Origin of the sequence: Pseudonocardia nigra (assembly GCF_019396355.1) — a bacterium.
GTDB classification, from domain to species: Bacteria; Actinomycetota; Actinomycetes; order Mycobacteriales; family Pseudonocardiaceae; genus Pseudonocardia; species Pseudonocardia nigra.
Window position 1 is genome coordinate 18,211 of record NZ_JAHKRK010000005.1, and the last position, 25,989, is coordinate 44,199.

Here is a 25,989-nt window from a genome sequence, read left to right on the forward strand (position 1 = left end):
TGATCATGCCGTCACTCCCACCAGGTCGCCGTGCCCAGCGCCGAGTCGGGTGCGCACGTGGGATTCACCGGAGTTGCCCGGCAGCCACACGACGCCGTCCGGCAGGTCGGCCAGCGCCACCGGCAGCGTGATCGAGCCGCGGTCGGTGCGCACCGTGGCGTTCCCGCCCTCGGTGACGCCGAGCCGCTCCGCCGTGGCGGCGTTGAGCCGGACGTACGCGGGCCGGGCGGTGCCTGCCAGCGCGGGCTCGTCGACGGCGAGCGTGGAGTCGTCGACCAGCTGGCGCCACGTCGCGAGCACGGCCTGGCCGAACGCGGGCCGCAGGGCCTCGACCGCGGGCACCGAGGGCGCAGCGGGGGTGGCCCCGGTGCGGACGCCGAGCCGGCCCAGCTCGCCTGCGGCGGCCGCGGGCGTCTGCGTGAACAGGTCGACGTCCATCTCGACGGCCAGCGTGTCGAGCACCCGGCAGTCGGGGAGCACGCCGCTCGCGTCGAGCGCCGGGGTGAACTCGCGGCGCCGGCCCTCCCAGTTGAGGTAGCTGCCCGAGCGCTGGGCGTCGGGGGCCACCGGGAGCACCACGTCGGCGAGCTCGGTGACGGCCGAGGTGTGCAGCTCCAGGCTGACCAGGAAGCCCACCTCGCGCAGCCCGGCCAGGGCGGCGGCCGGGTCGGCCAGGTCGTGCGGGTCGAGCCCGCCGACGACCAGCGCTGCCAGCTCCCCGTCGGCCGCGGCGGCGAGGATCTCGTCGGTGTCGCGGCCCGGGGTGGTGGGGAGCGTTCCCGCCGCCAGGCCCCACGCCGACTCGACCTCGGCCCGCGCGCCGGCGTCGGTGACCGGACGGCCACCGGGCAGCAGCGTCGGGACCGCGCCCGCGTCGAGGGCACCGCGCTCACCGGCGCGACGGGGCACCCAGCCCACGGCCGCGCCGGTGCGGGCGGCCAACGCCGACACTGCGGAGTACAGGCCGGGGACCTCGGCGGCGCGCTCGCCGACGAGGATGACGCCCCCGCCGGTCAACGCCTCGACCATGTGGGTCGGGAGGTCGGAGAGCACCGCGGCCTCGGCACCCGGGACCGCCGGGATCAGATTGTCCTTCGCCGCGGGCGCCGCAGCGCCCGTCTCCAGCGAGGTTCGCTCGACCGCGGGCGTCGTCCACTGGCCGAGGTGGAACACCCGCTGGCCGTGCTTGCGGGCCGCCTTGCGCAGCCGCAGGTAGACGATCGGCGACTCCTCCTCGGGCTCGAATGCCACGCACAGCACGGCGGGCGCGGCCTCGAGGCGCGTGTAGTCGAGCGTCTCCGGGCCCTGGCCGACGACGTGCGCGGCCAGGAAGTCGAGCTCCTCGGCCGAGTGCGGCCGGGCGCGGAAGTCGACGTCGTTGGTGTGCGCGGCGACGCGGGCGAACTTGCCGTAGGAGTAGGCGTCCTCGACGGTGAGCCTGCCGCCCGCCAGCACGCCGATCCCGCGCTCACGGGCGGCGAGCAGGCCGTCGGCCGCCACCCGCAACGCCTCGGTCCACGAGGTCTCGGCGAGCACGCCGTCGGCACCCCGGACCATCGGCCGGGTGATCCGCTGCTGCGAGCCCAGGTAGCGGAACGCGAAGCGGCCCTTGTCGCAGTTCCACTCCTCGTTGACCGCCGGGTTGTTGCCCGCGAGGCGGCGCAGCACCGTGCCACGACGGGTGTCGACGCGCTGCGCGCACCCGGACGAGCAGTGCTCGCACACGCCGTCGGTGGAGACGAGGTCGAACGGCCGCGAGCGGAACCGGTACGCGGCGCTGGTGAGCGCTCCGACCGGGCAGATCTGGATCGTGTTGCCGGAGAAGTAGCTCTGGAACGGCTTGTCCTCGGCCACGCCGATCTGCTGCTTCGCACCGCGCTCGAGCAGGTCGATGAACGGGTCGCCGCCGATCTCCTCCGAGAACCGGGTGCAGCGCTGGCAGAGCACGCAGCGCTCCCGGTCCAGCAGCACCTGCGACGAGATCGGCAGGGGCTTCGGGAACGTGCGCTTGGTCTCGACGAACCGCGAGTCGGTGCGGCCGGTGCTCATCGCCTGGTTCTGCAGGGGGCACTCACCGCCCTTGTCGCAGACCGGGCAGTCGAGCGGGTGGTTGATGAGCAGGAGCTCCATCACGCCCTGCTGGGCCTTGTCGGCCACCGGCGAGGTGTGCTGGGTCTTGACGACCATGCCGTCGGCGACCGTCATCGTGCAGCTGGCCTGCGGCTTGGGCATCGGCCGCCCGCCCATCTCCACCTCGACGAGGCACTGGCGGCAGGCGCCCGCCGGGTCGAGGAGGGGGTGGTCGCAGAACCGAGGGACGATGATGCCGAGCCGCTCACAGGCGCGGATGAGCAGCTCGCCCTTGGGGGCGTCGACCTCCTGGCCGTCGATCGTGAGGCGGACGTGGCCCTCGGGGACGGGCCGGGCGTCCTTCTTCTCCTCCGGGGCAATGGTCATGCCTGGGCTCCAACCAGATCGTCCAGCTGCTCCGGACGCTGCACCGCGGGCTGCGCGGCGATCAGGTCCAGGAACTCCTGGCGGAAGTACTTGATGCCGCTCGTGATCGGGCTCGTGGCGCCGTCACCGAGCGCACAGAACGAGCGGCCGAGGATGTTGTCGCAGATGTCGAGCATCGTCTCGACGTCGGCCTCGGTGCCCTCGCCGTGCACCATCCGCTCGAGGATCTGCACCAGCCAGTAGGTGCCCTCGCGGCACGGCGTGCACTTGCCGCAGGACTCGTGCTTGTAGAACTCGGTCCACTTCATGACCGCCCACGGCACCGAGACCGTCTCGTTGAACACCTGCACGGCCGTGGTGCCGAGCATCGAGCCGGCTGCGGCCGCGCCCTCGAAGTCCAGCGGGACGTCGAGGTGCTCCGCGGTGAAGATCGGGGTGGACGAGCCGCCCGGCGTCCAGAACTTGAGCGGGATCCCGTCCTTCATCCCGCCCGCGAGCTCCAGCAGCTGTCGCAGCGTGATACCCAGCGGGGCCTCGTACTGGCCGGGCCGCTCCACGTGCCCGGAGACCGAGTAGATCTTGGGGCCGGGGCTCTTCTCGGAGCCCATGGTGCGGAACCAGTCGCTGCCGCCCTGCACGATCGCGGGAACCGAGGCGATGGTCTCCACGTTGTTGACGACAGTGGGCGAGGCGTAGAGCCCGGACGTGGCCGGGAAGGGGGGCTTGAGGCGAGGTTGACCGCGACGACCCTCGAGCGAGTCGAGCAGCGCCGTCTCCTCGCCGCAGATGTAGGCGCCGGCCCCGGCGTGCACCACGATGTCCAGGTCGAACCCGGAGCCGAGGATGTCCTTGCCGAGGTAACCCTTGGCGTAGGCCTCCTCCACGGCGCGGCGCACCCGGCGGATGCAGTGCAGCGCCTCGCCACGCACGTAGATCGCGCAGAAGTTCGCGCGGATCGCGTAGCTGGTGATGATGCAGCCCTCCACCAGCGAGTGCGGGTCGGCCATCATCGTCGGGATGTCCTTGCAGGTGCCCGGCTCGCCCTCGTCGGCGTTGATCACCAGGTACTTCGGCTTGGCGCCGGGCCCGGTGGGCCCCTGCGGGATGAAACCCCACTTCATGCCGGTGGGGAACCCGGCGCCACCGCGGCCGCGCAGGCCGGAGTCCTTGACCAGCTGGATGAGCTGGTCGGGGTGCGCGGTCAAGGCGTGCCGCAGCGCCTGGTAGCCCTCGAGCTGCTCGTAGGTGTCGATCGACCACGACCGCGGCGACTGCCAGCGGCGGGTGAGCACCGGGGTCAGCGGGTCGGGTGTGGTGGAAGCAGTCACTTCTTCTCCGGGAGGTCCGGGAGGGCGGGCGCCGTGTCGGGCATCGACGGGGCGGTCCACCCCCGCTCGCTCGCGAGCCGGGCACCGCGCAGCGTCTCATCCGCCACCGACGATCCTTCGACGCTGCGCTCCAGGTCCGGGAAGATCCCGGCCAGCTCGAGCTCGGCGGTACGGAAGTCGGTGAGCGGGGCGCCCCGGGTGGGCTGGGGCTTCTCGCCGCGCTGCAGCGCGTCCACCAACTGCTCGGCCGAGTCGACCGTCTGGTTGTCGAAGTACTCGTAGTTGACCTGCAGCACCGGGGCGAGGTCGCAGGCCGCCAGGCACTCCGCGTGCTCGAGCGTGATCGAGCCCGGCTTCCCCGGCCCGCCCGCCGTCTCCTCGTGGCCCAGCGGCCGGCCCGGCGTGCCGAGCTTCTCCTGCAGCTTCACGTAGATCGCGTCGCCGCCCAGGGCCGCGCAGAGTGTGTTGGTGCAGACGCTCACCAGGTGCTCACCGCACGGCGTGCGCTTGTACATCGCGTAGAAGGTGGCGACCGCCGATACCTCGGCGGTGGTCAGCTCCAGCGCCTCGGCGCAGTACCGGATCCCGTCCTGGCTGACGTGCCCCTCCACCGACTGCACCAGGTGCAGCAGCGGGAGCAGCGCCGACCGCGACTGCGGGTACCGGGCGACGATCTCCTTGGTCCGCTGGCGCGTGACCTCGTCGAAGACCGGCGAGACCGGGCCGCCCTCCTCGACGACCGGCTCGAACACGACCTCCTCCGGCGCACTGATCGGGCCGTAGGACTCCGGGGTGCCCTCGGGGAGTGTCATTCTGGCGTCCTCGCTGCGCTCGGCCGACGTGTCACCGGTCCACACCTCCCATGACGGGGTCGATCGACGCGACGGCCGCGATGACGTCGGCGACCATGCCGCCCTCGCTCATCGCGGGCATCGACTGCAGGTTCACGAAGCTGGGGTCCCGCACGTGGACGCGCACCGGCCGGGTGCCGCCGTCGGAGACCAGGTGGTAGCCCAGCTCGCCGCGCGGCGACTCGACCGTCGCGTACACCTGTCCGGCCGGCACGGAGAAGCCCTCGGTGACCAGCTTGAAGTGGTGGATCAGCGACTCCATCGACTGACCCATGATCTTGCGGACGTGCTCGAGGCTGTTGCCCATGCCGTCGGAGGCGATCGACAGCTGCGCGGGCCAAGCGACCTTGCGGTCCTCCACCATCACCGGGCCGGGCTCCATCTTCGCCGCGGCCTGCTCGACGAGCTTGAGCGACTCGTGGATCTCGGCGACGCGCAGCCGGTAGCGCGCGTAGCAGTCGGCCTCGGTGGCCGTCGGCACCTCGAAGTCGTACTCCTCGTAGCCGCAGTACGGGTCGACCTTGCGCAGGTCCCACGGCAGGCCCGCGGACCGCAGGATCGGGCCGGTGGCGCCGAGGGCGAGGCAGCCGTCGAGCGGGAGGTAGCCGACGCCCTCCAGGCGCTGGCGCCAGATCGGCTGGGCGGTGAGCAGCTTGTCGTAGTCCGGCAGCCGCTTCTTCATCAGCTTGACGAAGTCGGCGACCTTCACCTCCCAGCCGTCCGGGAAGTCCTGCGCGAGCCCGCCGGGGCGGGCGTAGGCGTTGTTCATCCGCAGGCCGGTGAGGAACTCCATGAGGTGGAGCACCTCCTCGCGCTCGCGGAAGCCCGCCGTCATGCCGGTGAGGGCGCCCAGCTCCATGCCACCCGTGGCCAGCGCCACCAGGTGCGAGCCGATGCGCGTGAGCTCCATCAGCAGCACGCGGGCGACCTGCGCCCGCCGCGGCGCCTCGACGCCGAGCAGCCGCTCCACACCCAGGCAGTACGCCGTCTCGTTGAACAGCGGCGCCAGGTAGTCCATGCGCGTCACGAACGTGACGCCCTGGGTCCACGTGCGGTATTCGCAGTTCTTCTCGATGCCGGTGTGCAGGTAGCCGATCACCGACCGGGCCTGCTGCACCGTCTCGCCCTCGAGCTCCAGCACCAGCCGCAGCACGCCGTGCGTGGACGGGTGCTGCGGGCCCATGTTGATGACGATGCGGTCGTCGTGCTCTTCGTCGATCAGGGTGTCCCAGTCGCCACCGGTGACCGTGTAGACCGTGCCCTCGGTGGTCTCGCGCCCGGGGGCGTAGGCGTCCTGCGTCATGAGTAGGCCCTCCGCTGATCGGGCGGTGGGATCTCCGCCCCCTTGTACTCCACGGGGATCCCGCCGAGCGGGTAGTCCTTGCGCTGGGGGTGGCCGTCCCAGTCGTCCGGCATGAGGATCCGGGTGAGCGCCGGGTGGCCGTCGAAGACGATCCCGAACATGTCCCAGGTCTCGCGCTCGTGCCAGTCGGCCGTGGGGTAGATCTCGACGACGCTAGGGACGTGCGCGTCGTCGACGTCGAGGGCGACCTCGAGGCGGATCCGGCGCCGGTAGGTCATCGACAGCAGGTGGTAGGCCACGTGCAGCCGCTGCGGCACGTCCACGCCGTAGTCGACACCGGAGACCGACGAGCACAGCTCGAACCGCAGGCCCTCGTCGTCGCGCAGGGTGCGGCAGAGGTCGACGATCCGCTCGCGCTGCACGTAGAGCGTGATCTCATCGCGGTCGACCGTGATCTGCTGCACGGCGCCGCGCGGGATGCCGCGCTCGTCGAGCGCCTCGGCGAAGTCGTCGGCGAACTCGTCGAACCAGCCGCCGAACGGCCGCTCGGACGGTGCGGGCGCGTAGCCGGGCAACCGCAGGCCGCCGAAGCCGGACGTGTCGCCGGAGCCGGAGACGCCGAACATGCCGGCGCGGGGCCGCATCGCGGGCGCCCCGATCCGCGTGCCGCCCTCCGGGGTGGTCTGCTCGTCGGTCTCGGTGCCCGACGGCGCGTCGATGGGGGCGCCGGTCTGCTCGACCTCGCCGCCGCGGGCGTCCTCGGCCCCGCGGGCCCGCTGCTCCGCGGCGTCCGGACCGCTCTGCTGCGCGGACGATCCCGGGGTGCCGGTGCCCGGCTTGACGTCGTCGTTGTTCTCGGTCATCGGCTCACTTCCCCACGGTCTTCTTGGGGGCGAACTTGATCGACGACGGCACGAGCTCGGTCTTGTGACCGCTCTCGGCCAGCGCCGCGGCCCGCTTGGCGCCCAGCGGCTCGTCCATGATCTTGGCGTGGATCTTGAGGATCGCGTCCATCAGCATCTCCGGCCGCGGCGGGCAGCCGGGCAGGTACATGTCGACGGGCACGACGTGGTCGACGCCCTGGACCACCGCGTAGTTGTTGAACATGCCGCCGGAGGAGGCGCACACGCCCATCGCGAGCACCCAGCGCGGCTCCGGCATCTGGTCGTAGATCTGCCGCAGGACCGGGGCCATCTTGTTGCTCACCCGGCCCGCGACGATCATCAGGTCGGCCTGACGAGGCGAGGCGCGGAACACCTCCATGCCGAAGCGCGCGAGGTCGTAGCGCGGCGCACCGGTGGTCATCATCTCGATCGCGCAGCACGCGAGACCGAACGTGGCGGGCCACAGGGAGGACTTGCGCGTCCAGTTGACGAGCTTCTCGACGCTGGTCAGCAGGACGCCGTTGGGCAGGTGCTCTTCGAGACCCATCTCAGTTCCAATCCAGCCCGCCGCGCCGCCACACGTAGATGTAGGCGAAGCCGACCGTGACGATGAACAGCACGATCTCCACCAGCCCGAACAGGCCGAGCGCGTCGGCGCTCACCGCGAACGGGTAGAGGAAGACCATCTCGATGTCGAACAGGATGAACAACATCGCGGTGAGGTAGTAGGCGACCGGCATCCGGCCACCGCCCACGACGGGGTCCGGCGACGGCTCGATGCCGCACTCGTAGGCGTCGAGCTTCGCGCGGTTGTAGCGGCGGGGCCCGACGTACGGGGCGGCGGTCACGGAGAACAGCGCGAACGCCGCCGCCAGGGCGAACAGCAGCACCAGCGGGAGGTAGGGATCGAGCATCCGTTCAGCCTCGTCTTCTGATTCGATACCGGCCGCGACACTAGGTCGGGGCGCCCGCCGGACCGGAGCCAGGCAAGCCTTACTACTGGCCCTACAAACTCGGTGTGACCCTGGTCATCGCGGTGATGACCCGGTCGCTGACGCCGCCGCCCCGCGGGTCGTACAGGTTGGCGAGCAGCTTGAGGATGAACCTCATGAGCGTGGCTCGGGGCAGCCCGTACTTGGTGGCGACGCCCATGATCGTCGGGTTGCCGATCAGCTTCGAGAACACGTTGCCGATGCGGTAGTAGCTGCCCAGCGCCTGGCTCATCGCCGCCGGGTAGCCCGCCAGCGCGGCCTCGGCCGATGCGCCCGAGCGGGCGAGCGCCTGCACCGCGCAGCGGGAGGCGATCGCCGCCGACTCCATGGCGTAGGCGATGCCCTCGCCGTTGAACGGGTTGACCATGCCGCCGGCGTCGCCGACGAGCAGCAGCCCGGGCCGGTAGTGCGGCACCCGGTTGAACCCCATCGGCAGCGCGGCACCACCCACGGTGCCGACCGCGTTCTCGTCGCGGTAGCCCCACTCCTCCGGAGTGCCGTCCAGCCAGGACTTCAGCAGGGCGCGGTAGTCGGTGGAGCCGTAGGCCTTGGACGTGGACAGGATCCCCAGCCCGACGTTCGAGGTGCCGTCGCCCATGCCGAAGATCCAGCCGTAGCCGGGCAGCAGCTTCGGGTGCGCCGGGTCGGACCGGTCCCACAGCTCCAGGTGGCTCTCGAGGAAGTCGTCGTCGGTGCGCGGCGAGTTGTAGTAGCGGCGGACGGCCACGCCCATCGGCCGGTCGTCGCGCTTGGCCATCCCGAGGGAGAGCGCCAGCCGGGCGCTCACGCCGTCGCAGGCGAGGGTGAGCGGGGCCCGGAAGGTGACCGGCCGCTTGTCCTTGCCCTTGCCGACGTGGCCGGTGACGCCGAGCACGCGGCCCGTCCGGTCGTCGGTGACGGCCTCGGTGACCGTGGTGTCCTCGTGCAGCCGGGCCCCGGACTTCTCCGCGTGCCGCACCAGCAGCTCGTCGAAGTCCTGCCGGGGCCGCACGGCCCCGTAGTTCGGGAAATTGGCGAGGACGGGCCAGTCGAGCTCGAGGGTGACACCCCCGCCGACGACCCGCAGGCCCTTGTTGCGCAGCCAGCCGTTCTGCTCGGAGCAGTCGATGCCGAGGTCGATCAGCTGCTTCATCCCGCGCGGGGTGAAGCCGTCGCCGCACACCTTCGGGCGCGGGAACGTCGACTTCTCCAGCAGGAGGACGTCCAGCCCGGCGCGGGCGAGGTATGCGGCTGCGGTGGATCCGGCGGGGCCGGCGCCGACGACGATGACGTCGGCGTCGCCTGTGGTGGGTTCGGGCGCGGCCATGCGGCTCCTTGTGAACAGATTCACGAAGTCATGCCGCAGTCTAAGCAACCTGTTCGGGCGACGCGCGTCCGCACCCGGGCGGCCGGGTGCTCGGAGGGGTGCACCCGGTCGCGGGGCGCGATCGCGGCGGTAAGCGGGAGCGATCGGCGCGAGGGTGCGGTTTTCGTCGTGGGGACCGCGACAACTGCGCTGTCGTGGGGATCATCGGGGCCGTGATCGGCGCGCGAGCGCACTTTCCGTCGTGTAGCCGACGAGAACGCGCACCTCACGGGGATCAAGCGTGCGGCGGACGCCGGCGGGAGTGATCAGCGCGAGAGTGCATATTCCGTCGTCGCAACGACAAGGAGGGACCTCTCACAGTGATCACGGAGGCGGTGATCGCCGCGAGCGAGCACTCAACGTCCTGCGGACGACGACAACCCGCACCTCACGACGATCTTCCCGTCCGGGCCGGGATGATCAGGCGCGGCGCGCGCGGTGCAGGGCGACGGCACCGATGGCGAGGTTGCGCCAGGCCACCTGGGTCCAGCCGGCCGCAGCGATGCGCCGCGCCAGCTCGGGCTGGGGGCTCCAGTCGCGGATGGACTCGCCGAGGTAGCTGTAGGCCTCCGGATTGCTCGACACCTGCCGTGCGACCGCGGGCAGCACCCGCTCCAGCCCCGCGTAGTAGGCCGCCCGGAACGGCGCCCAGGTCGGGCGGCCGAACTCGCAGACGACGAGGCGCCCGCCCGGCCGCGTCACCCGGGCCAGTTCGCGCAGCGCGGCGTCCGGGTCGGTCACGTTGCGCAGCCCGAACGAGATCGTCGCGGCGTCGAAGGCGCCGTCGGCGAACGGCAGGTGCAGGGCGTCGGCCGCGACCTTCGGGACCGCGCGCTCCGCCCCGGCCCGCAGCATCCCGAGCGAGAAGTCGGCCGCCACGCACCAGGCCCCGGAGCGGGAGAGCTCCACCGTGGACACCGCCGTGCCGGCGGCGAGGTCGAGCACCCGCTCCCCCGGCCGCAGGTCCAGCGCTTCCCGGGTGAGCCTGCGCCAGCGGCGGTCCTGCCCGGCGGTGAGCACGGTGTTGGTCAGGTCGTAGCGGCGGGCGACGCCGTCGAACATCGCGGCGACGTCGTGCGGGTCCTTGCGGAGGTCGGCGCGGCTCACGGCGGGAACGCTACGCGGGGCCCGCCGCCAGCCGCCGCAGTGCCTCCTCGAGCCCGGCGCGGTAGTCCCTGCGGGTGCGCTCGGCGAGCGCGGCCCACTCCGGCGCGGGCAGGCTGAGCGGTTCGCCGGCGGGCCCGCCGAAGGCCGCCATCCCGTGCAGGTTGATCCAGCGGTGATCGTAGTCGTGCGGCGTGGCCCGGTCCCAGGCCACGGCCCGCTCGACGAGCGCCCGCAGCAGGTCCGGGTCGCGGAACGCGTGCGCCTTGACCGGTGGCCCGAACCGCTCGTTCAGCGATCCGACGGCGGCCGCGGCCGTCGGGTCGGTGCAGCGGTTCGCGTCGAACCGGGCGCGCAGTTGCGCCGCGTAGAACCAGAACGCGCCCTCGTCGCGCTCTCCGTAGACGGACAGGACCTCGGACAGCGCGTAGAGCACCGGGGGTGCGAAGCGCCCGGGGGCCTCGAGGACGGCGGTGACGGCCCGGGCCCGCCCGGCCTCGTCCGGCCCCAGCAGCGCGCCGACGGCGGCGTTCTGCCCGGCGACGTCGATCTCGGCGTAGGCGCCGCCCGGGGTGAGGGTCACGCGCGCGCCGGCCGGTTCGTCCATGCCACGAGCATGCGGCGCGCGGCCCGGCACCCGCATCCGTACGACTACGGGGTCAGCGTGGCCAGCATCCGGTCCACCGACGTCGGCCAGTCGTACCGCTCCGCTCGCGCCCGCGCCGCGGCCCGGCGGGCGCCCGCGTCGGCGGCCAGCAGGCCCGTCACACCCGCGGCGAACGCCTCCGGCGAGTCCCGGGCCGCCGCCCCGGACGCGCCGACGATCTCCGGCAGCGCCGAGGACGCCGACACCACCACCGGTGTGCCGCTGGCCAGCGCCTCAAGCGCCGAGAGCCCGAACGTCTCGTGCGGGCCGGGCGCGAGGGAGACGTCCGCCGACGCGAGCAGCGTGGCCAGCCGGGCCCGGTCGGGCACGTACCCGACGAACGTCACCGGCAGCCCCGACGCCCGTCGCTCCAGCGCGGGCCGCCGCGGCCCGTCGCCCGCCACGACCAGGCGCACCCGGTGTCCCTCGTCCCGCAGCGCGGCGACGGTGTCGATGGTGCGCTCCGGGTGCTTCTCCGGTGACAGCCGCCCGCAGTGCACGAGCAGCGCGTCCGCCCCGCCGGTCAGGGAAGCGCGCAGCCGCGGGTCCCGGTGCAGTGGCGAGAACGTCGTGAGGTCCACGCCGAGCGGCACCTGAGCGACGTTGCGCGCGCCGATCCGGTCGAACTCGGCTCGCGCAAAGGACGTCGTGCACACGACCCGGTCGTAGGCCTGCGCCATCCGGGAGTTGGCCGCGTCGGCCACCCGGCGGGCCGCGGGTGGCGGGAGCAGGAACTGCGCCAGCAGCCGGTCGAGGCGCTCGTGGGAGATCACGACGCCGGGCACGCCGCGGCGCCGCGCCCACCCGCCGAGGCCGCGCAGGGTCAGCCGGTCCGACACCTCGATCGCGTCGGGCGCCAGCCGGTCGAGCAGCCGCTGCACCCGCCACGGGTCGACGGCCCGGTAACCGCCGGTGCCGGGCAGGAGCGGCGCCGCCACCGTGACCCGACGGATGCCCGACGGCAGCCGCTCGTCGACCGACCGCGGGCCGGGCACGACGAGCACCACGTCGTGCCCGCGCCCGGCGTAGCCCGCGCCGAGGTGGTGCAGCGCGGTGCGCAGCCCGCCGGAGCGCGGGCCGTAGAAGTTCGCGAGCTGGACGATCCGCATCCCTACGCCGCCGCCACCGACGTCCCGACGACGTCGGCGTAGTGCGCAAGCAGCTCGTCGCCCACCGTGGACCAGGTCCGGCGCAGCACCGACTGGCGCGCCGCCGACCCGAATCGGGCGCGCGTCGCGCCGTCGGTGAGCGCTTGCACCGCGGCCCGCAGCTGCGCATCCGCGGCGAGCGACGCCGGCTCGTCGGCGGCCGGCCCGTCGGGGCGCGGGGGCACCAGGAAGCCGGTGCGGCCGGGCAGGACGAGGTCGCGCGGGCCGCCGGCGTCCGGGGCGACGACCGGCAGCCCGGACGCGAGCGCCTCCTGCACCGCCTGGCAGAACGTCTCGGACGGTCCGGTGTGGACGAACACGTCGAGCGAGGCGTACACGCGCGCCCGCTCGTCGCCGTCGCGGAAGCCGAGGAACGCCACCGTCGGCAGCGCGGCCCGCAGCTGCTCCTCGCTCGGGCCCGCCCCGACGACGACGAGCCGCGTGCCCGGCAGACCCGCCAGTGCAGCGAGCCGCTCGACCTGCTTCTCCGGCGCCAGCCGCCCCACGTAGCCCACGAGCAGCTCGCCGCCGGGGGCGAGCTCGGCCCGCAGCCCGGCGTCACGCTTCGACGGCGTGAACCGCCGCGTGTCCACGCCCCGCGCCCACTGGTACACGTGCGGCACCCCGCGCGCCCGCAGCGCCTCGGTGGCCCAGCTGGACGGGGCGAGCGTCCGATCGGCCTGGGCGTGCAGGCGGCAGGTCCAGCGCCACGCGGCGCGCGCCGTGAGCCCGAGGCCGTAGGAGGAGGCGAAGCCCGCGACGTCGGTCTGGTAGACCGCCACCGTCGGGATGCCGAGCCTGCGCGCCGCCGCCAGCCCCCGGTAGCCCACGACGAACGGCGCCGTCAGATGGACGACGTCCGGGGCGAACGCCCGCAGCGTCGTCAGCACGCGCCTGCTCGGCACGCCCACGGGCATCGAGGAGACGACCGGCAGGTCCACAGCGGGAATGCGGACCACCGGGGCGCCGTGGTACTCCGCGGGCCCGTCCATCCCCGGGGCGACGACGAGCACCTCGTGTCCGGCCGCCGTGAGGTGCTCGACGACCCGCAGCACCGAGTTGGTGACACCGTTGACGACCGGGAGGAAGCACTCGGACACGATCGCGACGCGCACGGGAGCACCGTTCCCCCGCAGGCGGTCGCGGTGTTGACGATGCCGCGAACCCGGGGCCAACAGCATGTGTCCGGCACACAGTTGGCCCGGTGATCCGCGACACGTCACCTGCGCGACGCACCCGGGTCACCGGCCTTGCCGACGCTCGGGTCGTATGACGGTCCAGCAGCATCTCAGCGCATCCGCCCCACCGCCACCGGTGGAACCGGGCCTGCTCTCGCGCGCACTCGACGTGGCGGGCCGGCTGGCCAACGACGCTGCTGAGGTCATCACGGCGACCGCGGGCCGCGACCACCAGCCGGGCGCGGTGGCCAAGTCCAACCCGTACGACTGGGTCACCGACACCGACCGCACGCTCGAGCGGCACACCCGGCGCGTGCTGGCCGCCGAGTTCCCCGACATCCCCGTCGTCGGCGAGGAGTACGGCTCCGACCCCGGAGCCGTCGAGGCGCCCTACCGCTGGGTCGTCGACCCCGTCGACGGCACCGCCAACTACGTCGCGGGATTCCCGTGGTGCGCCTACAGCCTGGCGCTCGTCGACGGGGCGGGCCCGGTGGTGGGCGTGATCGCCGACCCGAGCCGGGCGCAGATCTACGCGGCCGCCCGGGGCCGGGGGGTGCGGGCGAACGGGGTTCCCGTCCGGGTCACGCCCCGATCCCCCGTCGGCGGCCTGGTGTGCGCCGAGCTCACCGTCGACCGGGCGGCCGCGTTCACCCCGCGCGCCGTCGCCGCGCACGTGGGCGTCCGGATGCTCGGGTCGTCGGCACTCGCGGTCACGCAGGTCGCGCTGGGCCACGCCGTCGCCGCGGTGCTGGACAAGTACCGGGAGTGGGACGTCGCGGGCGCGCTGTGCCTCGCCCAGGAGGCGGGCGCTCTCGTCGTCGACGGGGACGGGCGGCCGGACCGGCTGCCCGCCGGGGCGATGGTCGTCGCCGCGCCGGGGGCGCTGGACGAGGTGCTGGGGTGGTGGCTCGCGGACCGGTAGCGCGTCCTACTCGCGGGCGCGGCGCCTGCGCAGCCACAGCGAGAGCGGCCCCAGCAGCGCCCACACGACCAGCACGCCGAGCAGCAGCGGAACGGAGCTCGTGAGCGCGCTGCGGCCGGCGACCCGCACGAGCTCCGGGTCGGTGACGTCGTACTCGACGGCCACGGTCTCCCCCGGCTGCAGGCCGCGCGGGTAGAAGACGCCGCGCTCGGGCACGACCGCCTCGCCGTTCGCGACGGTGAACCGCACGAGCGTGCGCGCGAACGAGGAACCCTCCAGCACCTCCGCCTGCGCCACCGCGGGGTTGGCCGCGATCGCGCGGTCGTCGAGGGCCGAACCGGCGATCGCGAACGCGACCAGCGCAGTGACCAGCACCGCCAGCCCGGCGACGATCTCGGGAAGGCGGCGGGTGACCGCGAGGGCCAGCGGACGCAGCAGGTCCGCCAGCTCGTGCACCGCCCGGGTGCGGCCGCTGCCGGCGCCATCGGTCACGGACGGTCATCCTAGGCGCCGAGCCGGCGAGTGTGTCCGGTACCTCCCGGGCCGCGCGCGCACGGAGCGTCCGCGCCTCTTACTCTCGAATGGTGACGATCGCCCCGCTACCGACCGGGTTGGGCGTGCGAACCAGGCTCGTCGACGACCCGGGCCGGTTGATCGACCTGCTGCCCGACGACCGCGGACCCCTGTCCTGGGTCCGCGGCTCCGAGGGGCTGGTCGGGTGGGGTGAGGTGGCCCGCTGCGCGATCGCGGGCCCCGGGCGGTTCGCGGAGGCGGACACCTGGTGGCGCTCGTTCACCGCGCAGCTGGACGTCCGCGACGAGGTCGGGATGCCCGGCACCGGACCCGTCGCGTTCGCGAGCTTCACCTTCACCGACACCTCCCCGGGCTCGGTCCTCCTGGTGCCCCGCGTGCTCGTCGGGCGCCGCGACGGGATCTCGTGGATCACCGAGTTCTCCCACGGCGACGGCCCCTCGGCGGTGCGCTCGGTCAGCCCGGTCCGGTCCAGCGGCACGCTGCGCTTCGCCGACGGGCGGCTGCCGGTGGGGCGCTACCGCAGCGCGGTGGCCGAGGCGGTGCGGCGGATGCAGGCCGGCGAGCTCGAGAAGGCCGCGCTCGCCCACGACCTGCTCGCCGTCGGCGACACCCCGCTCGATCCGCGGTTCCTGCTCGGGGGGCTGGCGCAGCGCTACCCGACGTGCTGGTCGTTCGCCGTCGACGGGCTGGTGGGCGCCACGCCGGAGCTGCTCGTGCGGCGCGCCGGTACGAGCGTCGAGTCCCGGGTGCTGGCCGGCACGATCTGGCCCGGCGAGTCCGACGACCTCGCCGGGCAGCTGCTCGGCTCGGCGAAGGACCGCCGCGAGCACGCGCTGGCCGTCGACTCGCTCGCCGCGGCGCTGCACCCGCTCTGCAGCGCGCTCGACGTGCCCGAGACCCCCGCCGTGATCGCGCTGCACAACGTCTCGCACCTGGCCAGCGACGTGCGGGGCGACCTCGAGGCGGACGCACCCGCGTCGCTGCTGCAGCTCGCCGAGGCCGTGCACCCGACGGCCGCCGTCGGCGGCACGCCCCGCGACGCCGCGCTCGCGCTGATCGCCGAGCTGGAGGACATGGACCGCGGCCGGTACGCGGGCCCGGTCGGCTGGGTCGATGGCGGCGGCGACGGGGAGCTGGGCATCGCGCTGCGCTGCGCCCAGCTCGACGGGCCGGTCGCGCGGCTGTTCGCCGGCTGCGGTGTGGTGGCCGACTCCGATCCCGACACCGAGGTGCGCGAGGCCGCGGCGAAGCTCGTGGCGGTGCGCGACGCGCTGGAGGACGGCACCGCGTAGGTGCGCCCGGTCAGACGACCACGGTCGGGACGGGCGCGGCGCAGTCGGACGCGGGCAGGTCGAGCACGGCGGTGCAGCCGTGGTCCCCGTAACGCACCGTGAACGTGCCCTGGTGCCTGCCGACGATGTCGGCGCTCCGGGCGAGGCCGGCCCCGGGCCCGTCGGGGGTGCCGCCTTCCTGTCCCCTCCGGAGTAGCACCGCCATGGAGTCCGGGGTGAGCCCCGGCCCGTCGTCGGCGACCTCGATCCGCACGTGGCGGCCCCGCGACAGGGCGCGGATGCGCACTCGTCCACCCGGCGTGTTCGTGGCGCAGTCGGCGAGCAGGTGCGTCAGCACGTCGGCGAGCACCGCGGGCGGGGCGGCGACGCGCGGCTCGCCGTCGACGTCCACGTCGACGGCCAGCAGACCACCGGAGTGCACCACCGCGAGCTCACGCAGCACCGTGGCGACCGCGGTGCCCGCCTGGCCGGCGGGCTCCGGCGCGTCGAGCATGCGCTGCAGCCGTTCCAGCTCGGCGCCCTGCCGGGACACGGTGCGGGCGGTCGCGAGCAGGAAGGGCACCGCCGCCACCAGGAACATCGCGACGGCGGCCAGAACGAGGGCACTCACCGCCGCGCCGCTGGTGCCGCCGTCGCGCGCGACGAACCGGATCGCGTGCGCGATCGCCAGCGTGACGAACCCGAGCGCGATGCGGCGCATCAGCGGGCCACCCCCGCCGACGCCCGCGGCGAGCAGCAGGACGGCGGCCGCACCGACCCCCGACCAGGCCACCAGGTCGACCGTGCGGACGACCGGGGCGGGGAGCACGAGGCCCGGGGCCACCAGGGTGCCCACCGCTGCGGCGGCCGCGGCGAGGACCGCGAGCCCGAAGACGACGGCGACGGTGCGGTCACGGGTGCTGGAGCCGCGCACCGCGAGCACCAGGAGCGCGATCACGCCGAGGACGGCCAGGCTGCCGAACACCGCCCACATCCCGCGCTCACCCGCGCCGACCGTGCGCAGCAGCAGCACCGTGCCGACGTAGAGCCCGACGCCCTCCGCGATCCGGCGCGCCGTGTCGCTCCCGCTCATGTAGGCGCCGACGGCCAGCAGGATCGTGGCGGACACGCCCGCGGCGAACGCGAGCACCGCGAAGGTCCGCTCGACGACGCCCGGCGCGCTCTGCAGGCCGATGACCAGCAGCACCGCCCCGGTGATCAGCACGAGCTGCGCCAGCGTCTCGACCGCGGCGGCCCGGACGGCCTGCCGGGGAGCCACCGGACGACGCCATCCGGGAAACCTGTCGATCACGATCTACCCCTCGAACGACCGAGGACGGCCGCGCCGCAGTGCGCGGGCCGGGTGCTGGGGAGCTCCGAAGGGACTGTCGACGCAGTGCTGCGCCCCGTTACCGATCACTCACGGCGCGGCGACGGCCTCCGCCACCGCGGCGTCGACGGCGGCCCGCAGTGCGGCGTGTCCCGCGCGCAGCGCGGTGCGGTCGGCGCGCACCTCGACCAGGCGCAACCCGGGCGCGGGCTCGACGGCGGCGGCGAGTCCGGCGACGTCGGTGGTGATGTGGGCGACACCGGTGGCGGCGCACAAGGCGGCGATGTCGACCCGGTGCGGTGTGCCGAACACCCGCTCGAAGGCGGCGGCGTGCTCGGGCGCGCCCTGCTCCAGCAGCCCGAAGATCCCGCCGCCGCCGTCGTTGAGCACGACGATGGTCAGGTCGGGTCGCGGCTCGTCGGGACCGATCACCAGCCCGGTCGTGTCGTGCAGCAGCGTGAGGTCGCCGAGCAGGGCGTAGGCCGGGCCGTTGTGCGCGAGCGCGGCGCCGACCGCCGTGGACACGGTGCCGTCGATGCCCGCGACGCCCCGGTTGGCCAGCACGGTCAGGCCGCGGCGCGGGACCGCGGCGAGCGACACGTCCCGTACCGGGTTGGACGAGCCGAGCAGCAGCAGGGCGCCGTCGGGCAGCGCGGCGGGCAGTGCGCGGGCCAGCCGCAGGCCGACCGGCCCGGCGGGGTCGTCGAGGAGCCGGTCAAGCGCCGCACCCGCGGCGGCGTCCGCCGCGCACCAGCGCCCCACCCACTCGGCGTCGGGGGTCAGCGGCGGCAGCGCCCCGATCGACCGGACGGCGCCCGCCACGTCCGTCCACGGCCCGCCGCGGGGGTCGGCGAGCCCGAACACCGCGACGTCCGGGTCGGCGAGCAGCCGCTGCACCGGCCGGTGCAGCGTGGGCCGGCCCGCCACCACCACCTGCCGCGGCGCCAACGCGGCCGCCGACGGTGTGCCGAGCAGCCACGGGCCGGTGCGCAGCGCCGTGGGCCACGCCGCCGATCCGGGCTCGGCGATGACCGGGACCGACAGTTCGAGCAGGTCGTCGGGCGCACCGTGCCCGGCGACGACGACCGTGGGCGCGGACGGGTCCAGCGGCAGCGACGGCACCTGCCGGGTCACCGGCGCGACAGCGGTCCACGGCTCTGCCCCGGCGCGGCCCGCGGGCGGCGGTTCCGCCGAACCGTGGGGCACCAGCGGCTCGGCGAAGGGGAGGTTGAGGTGCACGGGACCGGGCGGGCCGCCGAGCGCTCCGGTGGCCGCGGCGACGACCCGGTCGACCGCCGACCGCCACCGCCCGTTGTCACCCGGCCCGCCGCCGACGGCACCGTTGACCGCGAGCCGCACGGCCGCGCCGAAGATCCCGGGCTGGACCACGGTCTGGTTCGCGCCCGTGCCGATCAGTTCGGGCGGCCGGTCCGCGCTCAGCACCACCAGCGGCACCCCGGCGTGCGACGCCTCGAGCACCGCGGGATGAAGGTTCGCCACGGCCGTGCCCGATGTCGTGGACACCGGCACCGGACGGCCCGACCGCAGCGCCAGCCCGAGGGCGAGGAACCCGGCGGTGCGCTCGTCGATCCGCACGTGCAGCCGCAGGCGGCCGGCGGCGTCGGCGGTGTGCAGCGCGAACGACAGCGGCGCGTTGCGCGAGCCGGGGCACAACACGGCGTCGGTGACGCCGCACCGCACGAGCTCGTCGACGATCACCTGGGCCTGCATCGTCGACGGGTTCACCCGCGGCAGCCTAAGTGCGCCCCGATGCGCGCCTGCGGCCAGACCGCACGAACGACGCACGTGCTCGCGGCGAATTCCCGCACGAGGCTCACCGGGCGGCGCCTCGTGCGGGGGGATCGCTGACGGTGCCCGGAACACCCGCCGGGGTGTCCCGGGCACCGCTTCCTCTCACCTGTGCTGCAGCGAGCGGCGGAGCAGGCCGCGGTTGCGGAGCATCCAGTCGGCCGACCTGGCCCGCCACGCCAGCGACCACAGCGGCGCCGGGTCCGTGCTGTCCGGCCCGATCCCGGCCCGCCTCGCCTCCCACGCACAGTCCTGAACCGTGAACTCGATCATCGCGTCCACGACGTCCGCACGGTGCGCGCGCGGGACCTCGTAGCCGTCCAGGAAGTGGCGCACCGACGCGGCTCGGGTACCGGCGTCCGGCAGCCCGTGTCGCGCGGCGACGTCGTCGTCCTGGAGCTGCGCGTTCCATGCAGCCGTCGCGGCGACCTCGACACGGCGTTCGACGGGGCCCGCGAGGGTCCAGTCGATGAACGCCACCGGAAGGCCGTCGCGAGCCACGATGTGCCACGGCCCGGTGTCGCAATGGCCGATGACGGTGCCGGGACCGCTGTGGTGGAAGTGCCAGGGCTGCCACGTCGCGTCCGCAGGCGGCACGAACGACTCCGTCGACCCGATCGTCACGAGCGTAGCCAGGCTCACCGAGGTGATCGACACCGCCGTGAAGTAGCAGGTCTGGAACAGCGCGGCGAGTGCTCCGGTCGCCGCGATGCGGCGCCATGCCGCAGCCCCATGGGGCAGCGGGGCGCCCGTGCCGAGCAGGTAGCCGACGATGAGCAGCCCGCCCGCGGCGAGCCGGTAGGTGGCGACGGCGGACGACGCCAGCCCGGCAGCGGCGCCGAACAGGCTGCCGAGCAGCCCGCCGGTGCCCCAGAGGACGCCGGCGAGCACGAGGAAGGACACCCCTGTGGTCGGGGTGGTGCGAACGAGGGACATGAAGGTCTGCGCTCCTGCGACGAGACGGATGAGGTCGCGGAAGCGGGGCACGGCCCGAGATCACCGAAACGGCCGGATGCCGAGGAGCGCGCCCGCCGGTCGGCGAGCGCGCGGGTGAAGGCGGCCCCGCTGTATTCCCACTGGTGGATCTCCGCCTGACGGCGTTGATCCACCAGACAGGCGTCAGGAGCGGGGCGGCGGGGTGATCGGGAACGTGCGGTGCACGTGATCACCCTACCGGGCGCGATCAGCCGTCGGCGGGCGGTTTCGTCACTTCGACGCCCTCAGGCGGGGTGACGGCCTCCGGATCGGCCGCCATCTCGAGCTCCGTGTCGATGACGGGCTCGATCGGCCTGCGCCCGAGGAACGTGTGCACGATGTGCTGCTGCCAGCCCGGCACGGTCTGCACCCGCAGGTCCTCGAACCCGGCGGCGGCCATCCGCGCCGTCAGTGCCCCGACGCCGTCGAACTTGCGCACGCTGCGCCACAGGTAGCGGTAGAGGTCGGCCGAGCCGGCGCGGATCCGGCCCACCGGGATGATCACACCCCAGCACACCGTGGTCCAGACGATCCGGCTGCGGAACGAGTCGCGCACCGAGTACTCGTGCAGCGCGATCGGGGCGCCGGGCCGGAGCAGCCCGAGGAACTGGCGCAGCGCGGCGTCGTGGTGGACGAGGTTGCGCAGCAGGTACGCCGCGAGCATGCCGTCGTAGGGCCCGGTGATGCCGCTCATCGCGAGGTTCTCGGCGTTGCCCTGCACGAACCGCACGGTCGAGGGCCACGACTTCCGCCGCGCCTGCTCCAGCATCTCCTCGGAGGCGTCCACCGCCGTGATGTCGGCCTCCGGCGCGGCGTCGAGCAGTGCCGCGGTGGAGGCGCCCGTGCCGCAGCCGAGGTCGAGCAGGCGCAGGCCTGCCCCGCGGTTCGGCAGGCCCATCCGCCTGGCCGACATCCGCAGGTGCTCGTGGTAGCCGGGATTGGACGCGACGAGCTTGTCGTAGGTGCGCGCGTGCGCGTCGAACGAGCGCAGTACGGTCCCGCGATCGATCCGGCGGGGCTTCGACGAGGCACTCACGTCTCGCATCCTGACGCACGGAAGCGGTGTGCGCACGTGAGCCGTACCCTGTCGGCGGTGGTCCGGGCGTTGGCGCTGAGCGACGAGGTCGAGGCCGCGCTGTGCAACGGCGCCGCGCGGCGGCTCGACGTCGACCTGATCGTCGCGGCAGGTGACCTCCCGTTCGACTACCTCTCCGAGGTGTCCGACCACGTCGACCGGCCGGGCGTGCTCGTCCCCGGCAACCACGACCCCGACCTCTCCGGCTACTCGCAACGGGCCGGCCTGTGGATGCGCGCCGGGCTCCCCTGCCGGTGGCCGGGCCCCGCGGGCTTCGACGACGCCGACGGCCGGGTCGTCGACGTGGCGGGCGTCCGCTTCGCCGGCCTCGGCGGCAGCGTGCGCTACCGCGAGGGGCCCAACCAGTGGACGCAGGAGCAGCAGGCGCGCCGGGCCCGCAAGCTCGTGCGCGCGGCGCGGCGCGCCACCCGCCGGGACGGCCGGCCGGTGGACGTGCTGCTCACCCACGCCCCGCCCCGGCACTGCGGCGACCGCGAGGACGGACCCCACCACGGCTTCGAGTGCCTGCACGCGGTGGTGGCGGCCCTGCGGCCGCGGCTGCTCGTGCACGGCCACATCCACCCGTACGGGCAGTCGGTGCCCGACCGGTTCCTCGGGGACACGCGGGTGGTCAACGTCGTCGGCCGCCGGGTGCTGGAGCTGTAGGGACATGGCCGACACGGGCTTCCCGCAGACCGACGCCGAGCACGACTTCCTGCGGATCCGCCGCCGCCAGGTGCTCTCCCGCCTGGCCGGGTGGCTGCGCCGCGAGCCCGACGACGTGTCCGAGATCCTCCCGTTCGACGAGGTCGTGGCCGCGCTGGGCCTGGTCGGCGAACGCAGGCTCGGCATGCAGGTGATCCCGCTGGACTCGATCGTCGGCAGCGTCGACCGCACCCGCGACTTCGACCGCTGGTTCCGGCCGCGCTCCCACCGCACCCGGGAGCGCTGGGAGCGGCTGGCCCGGGCCCAGCGACGCGGCGAGACGATCCCGCCGATCGACGTCTACCGCGTGGGCGAACTGCACTTCGTCCGCGACGGGCACCACCGCGTCTCGGTCGCGCACGCACTCGGGCTCCGCGAGATCGACGCGTTCGTCACCGAGGTCACTACCAAGATCGACGCGACCGGGATCGGCAGGCGCGGCGACCTCATCACCAAGGACCTGCGCCGGGTGTTCCTCGACCGGGTGCCGCTGCCCGGCCCGGCGCTCGCGTCCATCCTCGTCACGAGCGCCTGGTCGTACGCGGAGCTCAGCCTCACCGTGGAGGCCTGGGGGTTCCGGCTGATGCAGCAGGAACGCCGCTACCTCGACCGCGAGACGGTGGCCCGGCGCTGGTACTCCGAGGAGTTCCGGCCCGTCGTGCGCATGCTCGCGCAGGCCGACCTCATCGGCGACCGCACGGAGGCCGAGGCCTACCTCCAGCTGGCCGCGCAGCGGTACCGGCTGATGCGCACCCACCGCTGGGACGACGAGGTGGTGTCCCGCCTGCAGGCCGACCCCGGCCACTGACCGAACCCCTCGCGAGTCGCCCGATCCGGACACGCGAGTCGGCCATCTCCCGCACGCGAGTCGCCCGGACCGGCGAGTTGCCCGATCCCGACCACCGAGTCGCCCGACTCCGAATGCGAGTTGCCCGATCGAGAACGCGAGTCTCGCTCGGCGCTCGGCGCTCTGAAATCGAGCGACTCGCGTGGCGACGATGGGCGACTCGCGTGGCGAAAACGGGCGACTCGGGTGCGATTTCGGGCGACTCGCGGGCGGGGGCCGGGGGTCAGCCGGCGGCGGGGGCTGCCGCCGGTTCGCGGGTGGTCAGGTTCTTCCCGCTGGCCGGGTCGAACACCTGGATCTTGCTGGTGTCCACCCAGACCTCCGCGCGCCTGCCCTCCTGCACTCCGGACGCCGCCGACAGGCGCGTGACGAGCGTGCCGGCGTCACCGCCCGGGACGTCGGCGGTGCCGGCGTCGGCGGCCAGGTCGGCGAGGTCGGCGGACATCGCCTGCTCCCCTTCCACGCTGAAGTAGGCGAACTTGTCCGAGCCCATCGACTCGACCACGTCCACCTCGGCACCGAACACGGCGCCGCGGGACCGCACGTGGTCCTCGACCAGCGCCGCGTCCTCGAAGTGCTCCGGGCGGATGCCCATGATCACCTCGCGCGGGGCGTCGCCCGACTCGAGCGTCCGGCGCAGCTCGTCGGTGAGCGTGAGATCGCCCAGCGCCGTCCGGAAGACCCCCTCCTCCAGCTTCGCGGGGAGGAAGTTCATCGCGGGCGAGCCGATGAAACCGGCCACGAAGAGGTTGGCGGGGTTGTCGTAGAGCGTCTGCGGGGACCCGGTCTGCTGCACCACCCCACCGCGCATGACGACGATGCGGTCGCCAAGCGTCATCGCCTCGGTCTGGTCGTGCGTGACGTAGACGGTGGTGGTCTGAAGGCGCTGCTGCAGCTTCGACACCATCGTGCGCATCTGCACCCGCAGCTTGGCGTCCAGGTTGGACAGCGGCTCGTCCATGAGGAACGCCTTTGGGCTCCGGACGATCGCCCGCCCCATCGCCACCCGCTGGCGCTGCCCGCCCGACATGTTCGCCGGCTTGCGGTCCAGGTGCTGGGTGAGGTCGAGGATCCTGGCCGCGTCCTCGACCTTCCGGTTGATCTCGGCCTTGTCCACCTTGGCCAGCTTCAGCGGGAAGCCCATGTTCTCCCGCACCGTCATGTGCGGGTAGAGCGCGTAGGACTGGAACACCATCGCGATGTCGCGGTCCTTGGGCGCGCGCTCGTTCATCCGCTCGCCGCCGATGCGCAGTTCGCCGTCGCTGATGTCCTCCAGGCCGGCGATCATGTTGAGCGCCGTCGACTTCCCGCAGCCCGACGGCCCGACCAGGATGATGAACTCGCCGTCGGCGATCTCGATGTTGATGTCGTCGGCCGCCACGGTGCCGTCCGGGTACCGCTTGGTCACGTGGTCGAGAACGATGTCAGCCATCGACTTACCCCTTCACTGCACCGGAGGTCAGGCCGGCCACGATCCGGCGCTGGAAGAACAGGACGAAGATGATGATCGGGATCGTGAGCAGCACGGCGGCCGCCGCGATCGACCCGGTCGGCTCCGCGAACTCGCTGGCGCCGGTGAAGTTCGCGATCGCCACCGTCGCGGTCTGCGACGCCTCGGTGGAGGTCAGGGAGATCGCGAACAGGAAGTCGTTCCAGCAGAAGATGAACACGAGGATCGCCGTGGTGAACACGCCCGGTGCCGCCAGCGGCACGATCACCGACCGGAACGCCTGCAGCGGGGTGGCCCCGTCCATCTTCGCGGCCTTCTCCAGCTCCCACGGGATCTCGCGGAAGAACGCCGAGAGCGTGTAGATCGCCAACGGGAGCGAGAACGTGATGTAGGGCAGGATCAGGCCCGGCCACGTGTCGAACAGGCCGATCGCGCGTTCGATGTCGAACAGCGGGCTCACCAGCGAGATCGGCGGGAACATCGCGATCAGCAGCGAGACGCCGACGAGCAGCCCCTTGCCGGGGAACCGCAGCCGGGCGATCGCGTAGGCCGCCATCGTGCCGATGACGACGGCGAGCACCGTGGCGATGACCGCGATCCCGATCGAGTTGATCAGTGCGCTGGTGAACAGGTCGACCCCGAACACCTGCGCGTAGTTGTCGAGCGTCCACTCCCGCGGAATGAAGTTGCCGTCGGTGATACTGCTCGCCGGCTTGAACGACAGGCTGACGATCCACAGCACCGGCACGAGCGCGTAGATCAGCACGAGGGTGTTGGCCACGGCCCACTTGCTCTTGGCCGCGGTGCCGGTGGTCCCGGGCTGGCCTGCCATCTCAGCGCCTCCCCTCGGGGTCCGAGCCCGGCGCCGCCGCGCCGAACAGCTTGATGAAGATGAACGCGATGATCGCCACCGCGATGAAGATCAGCACGCTGATCGCCGACCCCACGCCGAGGTTGAACGCCCGGAACAGGTTGTTGTAGCCGAGCATCGAGACCGAGCCGGTGCCGTTCGACCCGCCGGTGAGGATGTAGATGTTGTCGAAGATCCGGAACGCGTCGAGCGTGCGGAACAGCAGCGCCACGAGGATCGCCGGCTTCATCATCGGCAGGATGATCTGCGTGAGTCGCTGCCACGGCCCGGCCCCGTCCACCTGGGCGGCCTTGAGCAGGTCGTCGGGCACCAGCGCGAGCCCGGCGAGCAGCAGCAGCGCCATGAACGGCGTGGTCTTCCACACCTCGGCCAGGATGATCAGCGCGATGGACGCCGCCTGGTCGGTCAGTGGCGCGCTGCCCTCGGGCAGCAGGTTGGCCAGATATCCGGTGTCCGGCGTCCACGCGAACTGCCAGCTGAACGCCGCCACCACCGTGACGATCCCGTACGGGATGAGCACCACGGTGCGGGTGAGCCCGCGGCCGAGGATCGTCCGGTGCATGATCAGCGCCAGCGCCAGCCCGAGCACGAACTCGATCGCCACCGAGATCACCGTGATCAACATGGTGACGCCGAACGCGTTCCACCAGTAGCCCGAGGTCAGCACCACCACGTAGTTGGTGAGCCCGGCGAACGCCTGCTCGTCGGGGAACCGCAGGTCGTAGCGCTGCAACGAGAGCCAGATCGCATAGCCGATCGGGTAGGCCGTGACCGCGATCATGATGATCACCGCGGGCGCGCACAGCAGGAACGCGAGGCGCCGCTCGGCGCGAGCCCCTTCCGACAGCGGTGGCTTGCGCCGGGACTGCCCCTGCGCCCTGGTCTCGACCTCAGCTGCCGGCGCAGTGCTCTGGATACTCATCGCAGGCCCTCGCTGCGCTCGGGCCGCGCTTCGCGCAGACGC

At 73.3% G+C, this 25,989-nt stretch carries 24 protein-coding genes; 4 read left to right on the forward strand and 20 right to left on the reverse strand.

Annotation, left to right across the window (positions count from 1 at the left end):
* Positions 1 to 3: 3 nt before the first annotated feature.
* From KME75_RS02470 to KME75_RS02525, 12 genes are all read right to left on the reverse strand, one after another.
* Complete coding sequence (locus KME75_RS02470) at positions 4 to 2,457, reverse strand: NADH-quinone oxidoreductase subunit G (RefSeq protein ID WP_219412856.1); 2,454 nt, start codon at positions 2,455 to 2,457, stop codon at positions 4 to 6.
* Entirely contained in the window at positions 2,454 to 3,785 is a 1,332-nt protein-coding gene (gene nuoF, locus KME75_RS02475; protein WP_219412857.1) for an NADH-quinone oxidoreductase subunit NuoF, read from the reverse strand. The genes KME75_RS02470 and nuoF overlap by 4 nt, the downstream gene beginning before the upstream one ends.
* Complete coding sequence (gene nuoE / locus KME75_RS02480) at positions 3,782 to 4,597, reverse strand: NADH-quinone oxidoreductase subunit NuoE (RefSeq protein ID WP_219412858.1); 816 nt, start codon at positions 4,595 to 4,597, stop codon at positions 3,782 to 3,784. The genes nuoF and nuoE overlap by 4 nt, the downstream gene beginning before the upstream one ends.
* Positions 4,598 to 4,628: 31 nt before the next feature.
* Entirely contained in the window at positions 4,629 to 5,939 is a 1,311-nt protein-coding gene (locus tag KME75_RS02485; protein ID WP_219412859.1) for an NADH-quinone oxidoreductase subunit D, read from the reverse strand.
* On the reverse strand, positions 5,936 to 6,802 hold the full coding sequence (locus KME75_RS02490) for an NADH-quinone oxidoreductase subunit C (protein ID WP_246631326.1): 867 nt from the start codon (positions 6,800 to 6,802) through the stop codon (positions 5,936 to 5,938). Before KME75_RS02490 ends, KME75_RS02485 begins: the two co-directional genes overlap by 4 nt.
* Positions 6,803 to 6,806: 4 nt before the next feature.
* Positions 6,807 to 7,370 carry a NuoB/complex I 20 kDa subunit family protein gene (locus KME75_RS02495; RefSeq protein ID WP_219412860.1) on the reverse strand — a complete coding sequence of 188 codons (564 nt, stop codon included), beginning with the start codon at positions 7,368 to 7,370 and terminating at the stop codon, positions 6,807 to 6,809.
* A gap of 1 nt (position 7,371) precedes the next feature.
* Complete coding sequence (locus KME75_RS02500; protein ID WP_219412861.1) at positions 7,372 to 7,737, reverse strand: NADH-quinone oxidoreductase subunit A; 366 nt, start codon at positions 7,735 to 7,737, stop codon at positions 7,372 to 7,374.
* A 91-nt stretch (positions 7,738 to 7,828) separates the two neighbouring features.
* The gene (locus tag KME75_RS02505; RefSeq protein ID WP_219412862.1) at positions 7,829 to 9,121 is read right to left on the reverse strand and encodes a geranylgeranyl reductase family protein; all 1,293 of its coding nucleotides are present in this window, start codon (positions 9,119 to 9,121) and stop codon (positions 7,829 to 7,831) included.
* A gap of 459 nt (positions 9,122 to 9,580) precedes the next feature.
* Positions 9,581 to 10,267 carry a demethylmenaquinone methyltransferase gene (locus KME75_RS02510; protein WP_219412863.1) on the reverse strand — a complete coding sequence of 229 codons (687 nt, stop codon included), beginning with the start codon at positions 10,265 to 10,267 and terminating at the stop codon, positions 9,581 to 9,583.
* Positions 10,268 to 10,277: 10 nt separating this feature from the next.
* Entirely contained in the window at positions 10,278 to 10,871 is a 594-nt protein-coding gene (locus KME75_RS02515; protein ID WP_219412864.1) for an LYR motif-containing protein, read from the reverse strand.
* A gap of 44 nt (positions 10,872 to 10,915) precedes the next feature.
* The gene (locus KME75_RS02520) at positions 10,916 to 12,019 is read right to left on the reverse strand and encodes a glycosyltransferase (RefSeq protein WP_219412865.1); all 1,104 of its coding nucleotides are present in this window, start codon (positions 12,017 to 12,019) and stop codon (positions 10,916 to 10,918) included.
* A 2-nt stretch (positions 12,020 to 12,021) separates the two neighbouring features.
* Entirely contained in the window at positions 12,022 to 13,173 is a 1,152-nt protein-coding gene (locus KME75_RS02525; RefSeq protein ID WP_219412866.1) for a glycosyltransferase family 4 protein, read from the reverse strand.
* Positions 13,174 to 13,327: 154 nt separating this feature from the next.
* On the opposite strand from KME75_RS02525, the gene KME75_RS02530 reads away from it, so the two are divergent.
* The gene (locus KME75_RS02530; protein ID WP_219412867.1) at positions 13,328 to 14,158 is read left to right on the forward strand and encodes an inositol monophosphatase family protein; all 831 of its coding nucleotides are present in this window, start codon (positions 13,328 to 13,330) and stop codon (positions 14,156 to 14,158) included.
* 6 nt (positions 14,159 to 14,164) lie between these two features.
* Here the strand turns inward: KME75_RS02530 and KME75_RS02535 are convergent, their stop codons facing one another.
* Positions 14,165 to 14,650 (reverse strand): DUF3592 domain-containing protein, encoded by a 486-nt coding sequence (locus tag KME75_RS02535; protein WP_219412868.1) that lies wholly within the window; start codon positions 14,648 to 14,650, stop codon positions 14,165 to 14,167.
* Positions 14,651 to 14,775: 125 nt separating this feature from the next.
* Here KME75_RS02535 and KME75_RS02540 point away from each other — a divergent pair, with 125 nt between their 5' ends.
* A complete protein-coding gene (locus tag KME75_RS02540; protein WP_308282504.1) occupies positions 14,776 to 15,984 on the forward strand; it encodes an isochorismate synthase in 1,209 nt (402 codons plus the stop codon).
* 10 nt (positions 15,985 to 15,994) lie between these two features.
* Here KME75_RS02540 and KME75_RS02545 read toward each other — a convergent pair whose 3' ends face one another.
* The 4 genes from KME75_RS02545 to KME75_RS02560 form a co-directional block, all read right to left on the reverse strand.
* Positions 15,995 to 17,242 carry a sensor histidine kinase gene (locus tag KME75_RS02545; RefSeq protein WP_219412870.1) on the reverse strand — a complete coding sequence of 416 codons (1,248 nt, stop codon included), beginning with the start codon at positions 17,240 to 17,242 and terminating at the stop codon, positions 15,995 to 15,997.
* 141 nt (positions 17,243 to 17,383) lie between these two features.
* Complete coding sequence (gene menD, locus KME75_RS02550) at positions 17,384 to 19,039, reverse strand: 2-succinyl-5-enolpyruvyl-6-hydroxy-3-cyclohexene-1-carboxylic-acid synthase (RefSeq protein WP_219412871.1); 1,656 nt, start codon at positions 19,037 to 19,039, stop codon at positions 17,384 to 17,386.
* 168 nt (positions 19,040 to 19,207) lie between these two features.
* Entirely contained in the window at positions 19,208 to 20,038 is an 831-nt protein-coding gene (locus KME75_RS02555; protein ID WP_219412872.1) for a DMT family transporter, read from the reverse strand.
* A gap of 247 nt (positions 20,039 to 20,285) precedes the next feature.
* A complete protein-coding gene (locus tag KME75_RS02560; protein WP_308282505.1) occupies positions 20,286 to 21,113 on the reverse strand; it encodes a class I SAM-dependent methyltransferase in 828 nt (275 codons plus the stop codon).
* A gap of 57 nt (positions 21,114 to 21,170) precedes the next feature.
* Between KME75_RS02560 and KME75_RS02565 the strand changes: the two genes are divergently transcribed.
* Together KME75_RS02565 and KME75_RS02570 are read left to right on the forward strand one after the other, a co-directional pair.
* Positions 21,171 to 21,818 (forward strand): metallophosphoesterase family protein, encoded by a 648-nt coding sequence (locus tag KME75_RS02565; RefSeq protein WP_219412921.1) that lies wholly within the window; start codon positions 21,171 to 21,173, stop codon positions 21,816 to 21,818.
* Between the two features lie 4 nt (positions 21,819 to 21,822).
* Complete coding sequence (locus KME75_RS02570; RefSeq protein WP_219412874.1) at positions 21,823 to 22,665, forward strand: ParB N-terminal domain-containing protein; 843 nt, start codon at positions 21,823 to 21,825, stop codon at positions 22,663 to 22,665.
* A 262-nt stretch (positions 22,666 to 22,927) separates the two neighbouring features.
* Here the strand turns inward: KME75_RS02570 and KME75_RS02575 are convergent, their stop codons facing one another.
* Genes KME75_RS02575 through KME75_RS02585 form a run of 3 tightly spaced genes read right to left on the reverse strand, consistent with a single transcriptional unit; the run spans position 22,928 to position 25,947 of the window.
* Positions 22,928 to 24,136: an ABC transporter ATP-binding protein gene (locus KME75_RS02575; protein ID WP_219412875.1), complete on the reverse strand. Its 1,209-nt coding sequence runs from the start codon at positions 24,134 to 24,136 to the stop codon at positions 22,928 to 22,930.
* Between the two features lie 4 nt (positions 24,137 to 24,140).
* Positions 24,141 to 24,986 carry a carbohydrate ABC transporter permease gene (locus tag KME75_RS02580; protein WP_219412876.1) on the reverse strand — a complete coding sequence of 282 codons (846 nt, stop codon included), beginning with the start codon at positions 24,984 to 24,986 and terminating at the stop codon, positions 24,141 to 24,143.
* 1 nt (position 24,987) lies between these two features.
* Positions 24,988 to 25,947 (reverse strand): carbohydrate ABC transporter permease, encoded by a 960-nt coding sequence (locus KME75_RS02585; RefSeq protein ID WP_219412877.1) that lies wholly within the window; start codon positions 25,945 to 25,947, stop codon positions 24,988 to 24,990.
* Between the last annotated feature and the right edge of the window lie 42 nt (positions 25,948 to 25,989).

Coding starts and splice junctions, on each gene's coding strand:
- nuoE (WP_219412858.1), bottom strand. CDS start 4,597: ATGACACTCCCCGAGGGCACCCCGGAGTCCTACGGCCCGATCAGTGCG.
- KME75_RS02500 (WP_219412861.1), bottom strand. CDS start 7,737: ATGCTCGATCCCTACCTCCCGCTGGTGCTGCTGTTCGCCCTGGCGGCG.
- KME75_RS02575 (WP_219412875.1), bottom strand. CDS start 24,136: ATGGCTGACATCGTTCTCGACCACGTGACCAAGCGGTACCCGGACGGC.
- KME75_RS02570 (WP_219412874.1), top strand. CDS start 21,823: ATGGCCGACACGGGCTTCCCGCAGACCGACGCCGAGCACGACTTCCTG.
- KME75_RS02585 (WP_219412877.1), bottom strand. CDS start 25,947: ATGAGTATCCAGAGCACTGCGCCGGCAGCTGAGGTCGAGACCAGGGCG.
- KME75_RS02470 (WP_219412856.1), bottom strand. CDS start 2,457: ATGACCATTGCCCCGGAGGAGAAGAAGGACGCCCGGCCCGTCCCCGAG.
- KME75_RS02505 (WP_219412862.1), bottom strand. CDS start 9,121: ATGGCCGCGCCCGAACCCACCACAGGCGACGCCGACGTCATCGTCGTC.
- KME75_RS02490 (WP_246631326.1), bottom strand. CDS start 6,802: ATGACCGAGAACAACGACGACGTCAAGCCGGGCACCGGCACCCCGGGA.
- KME75_RS02580 (WP_219412876.1), bottom strand. CDS start 24,986: ATGGCAGGCCAGCCCGGGACCACCGGCACCGCGGCCAAGAGCAAGTGG.
- KME75_RS02515 (WP_219412864.1), bottom strand. CDS start 10,871: ATGGACGAACCGGCCGGCGCGCGCGTGACCCTCACCCCGGGCGGCGCC.
- KME75_RS02495 (WP_219412860.1), bottom strand. CDS start 7,370: ATGGGTCTCGAAGAGCACCTGCCCAACGGCGTCCTGCTGACCAGCGTC.
- KME75_RS02530 (WP_219412867.1), top strand. CDS start 13,328: ATGACGGTCCAGCAGCATCTCAGCGCATCCGCCCCACCGCCACCGGTG.
- KME75_RS02485 (WP_219412859.1), bottom strand. CDS start 5,939: ATGACGCAGGACGCCTACGCCCCCGGGCGCGAGACCACCGAGGGCACG.
- KME75_RS02555 (WP_219412872.1), bottom strand. CDS start 20,038: ATGTCCCTCGTTCGCACCACCCCGACCACAGGGGTGTCCTTCCTCGTG.
- KME75_RS02520 (WP_219412865.1), bottom strand. CDS start 12,019: ATGCGGATCGTCCAGCTCGCGAACTTCTACGGCCCGCGCTCCGGCGGG.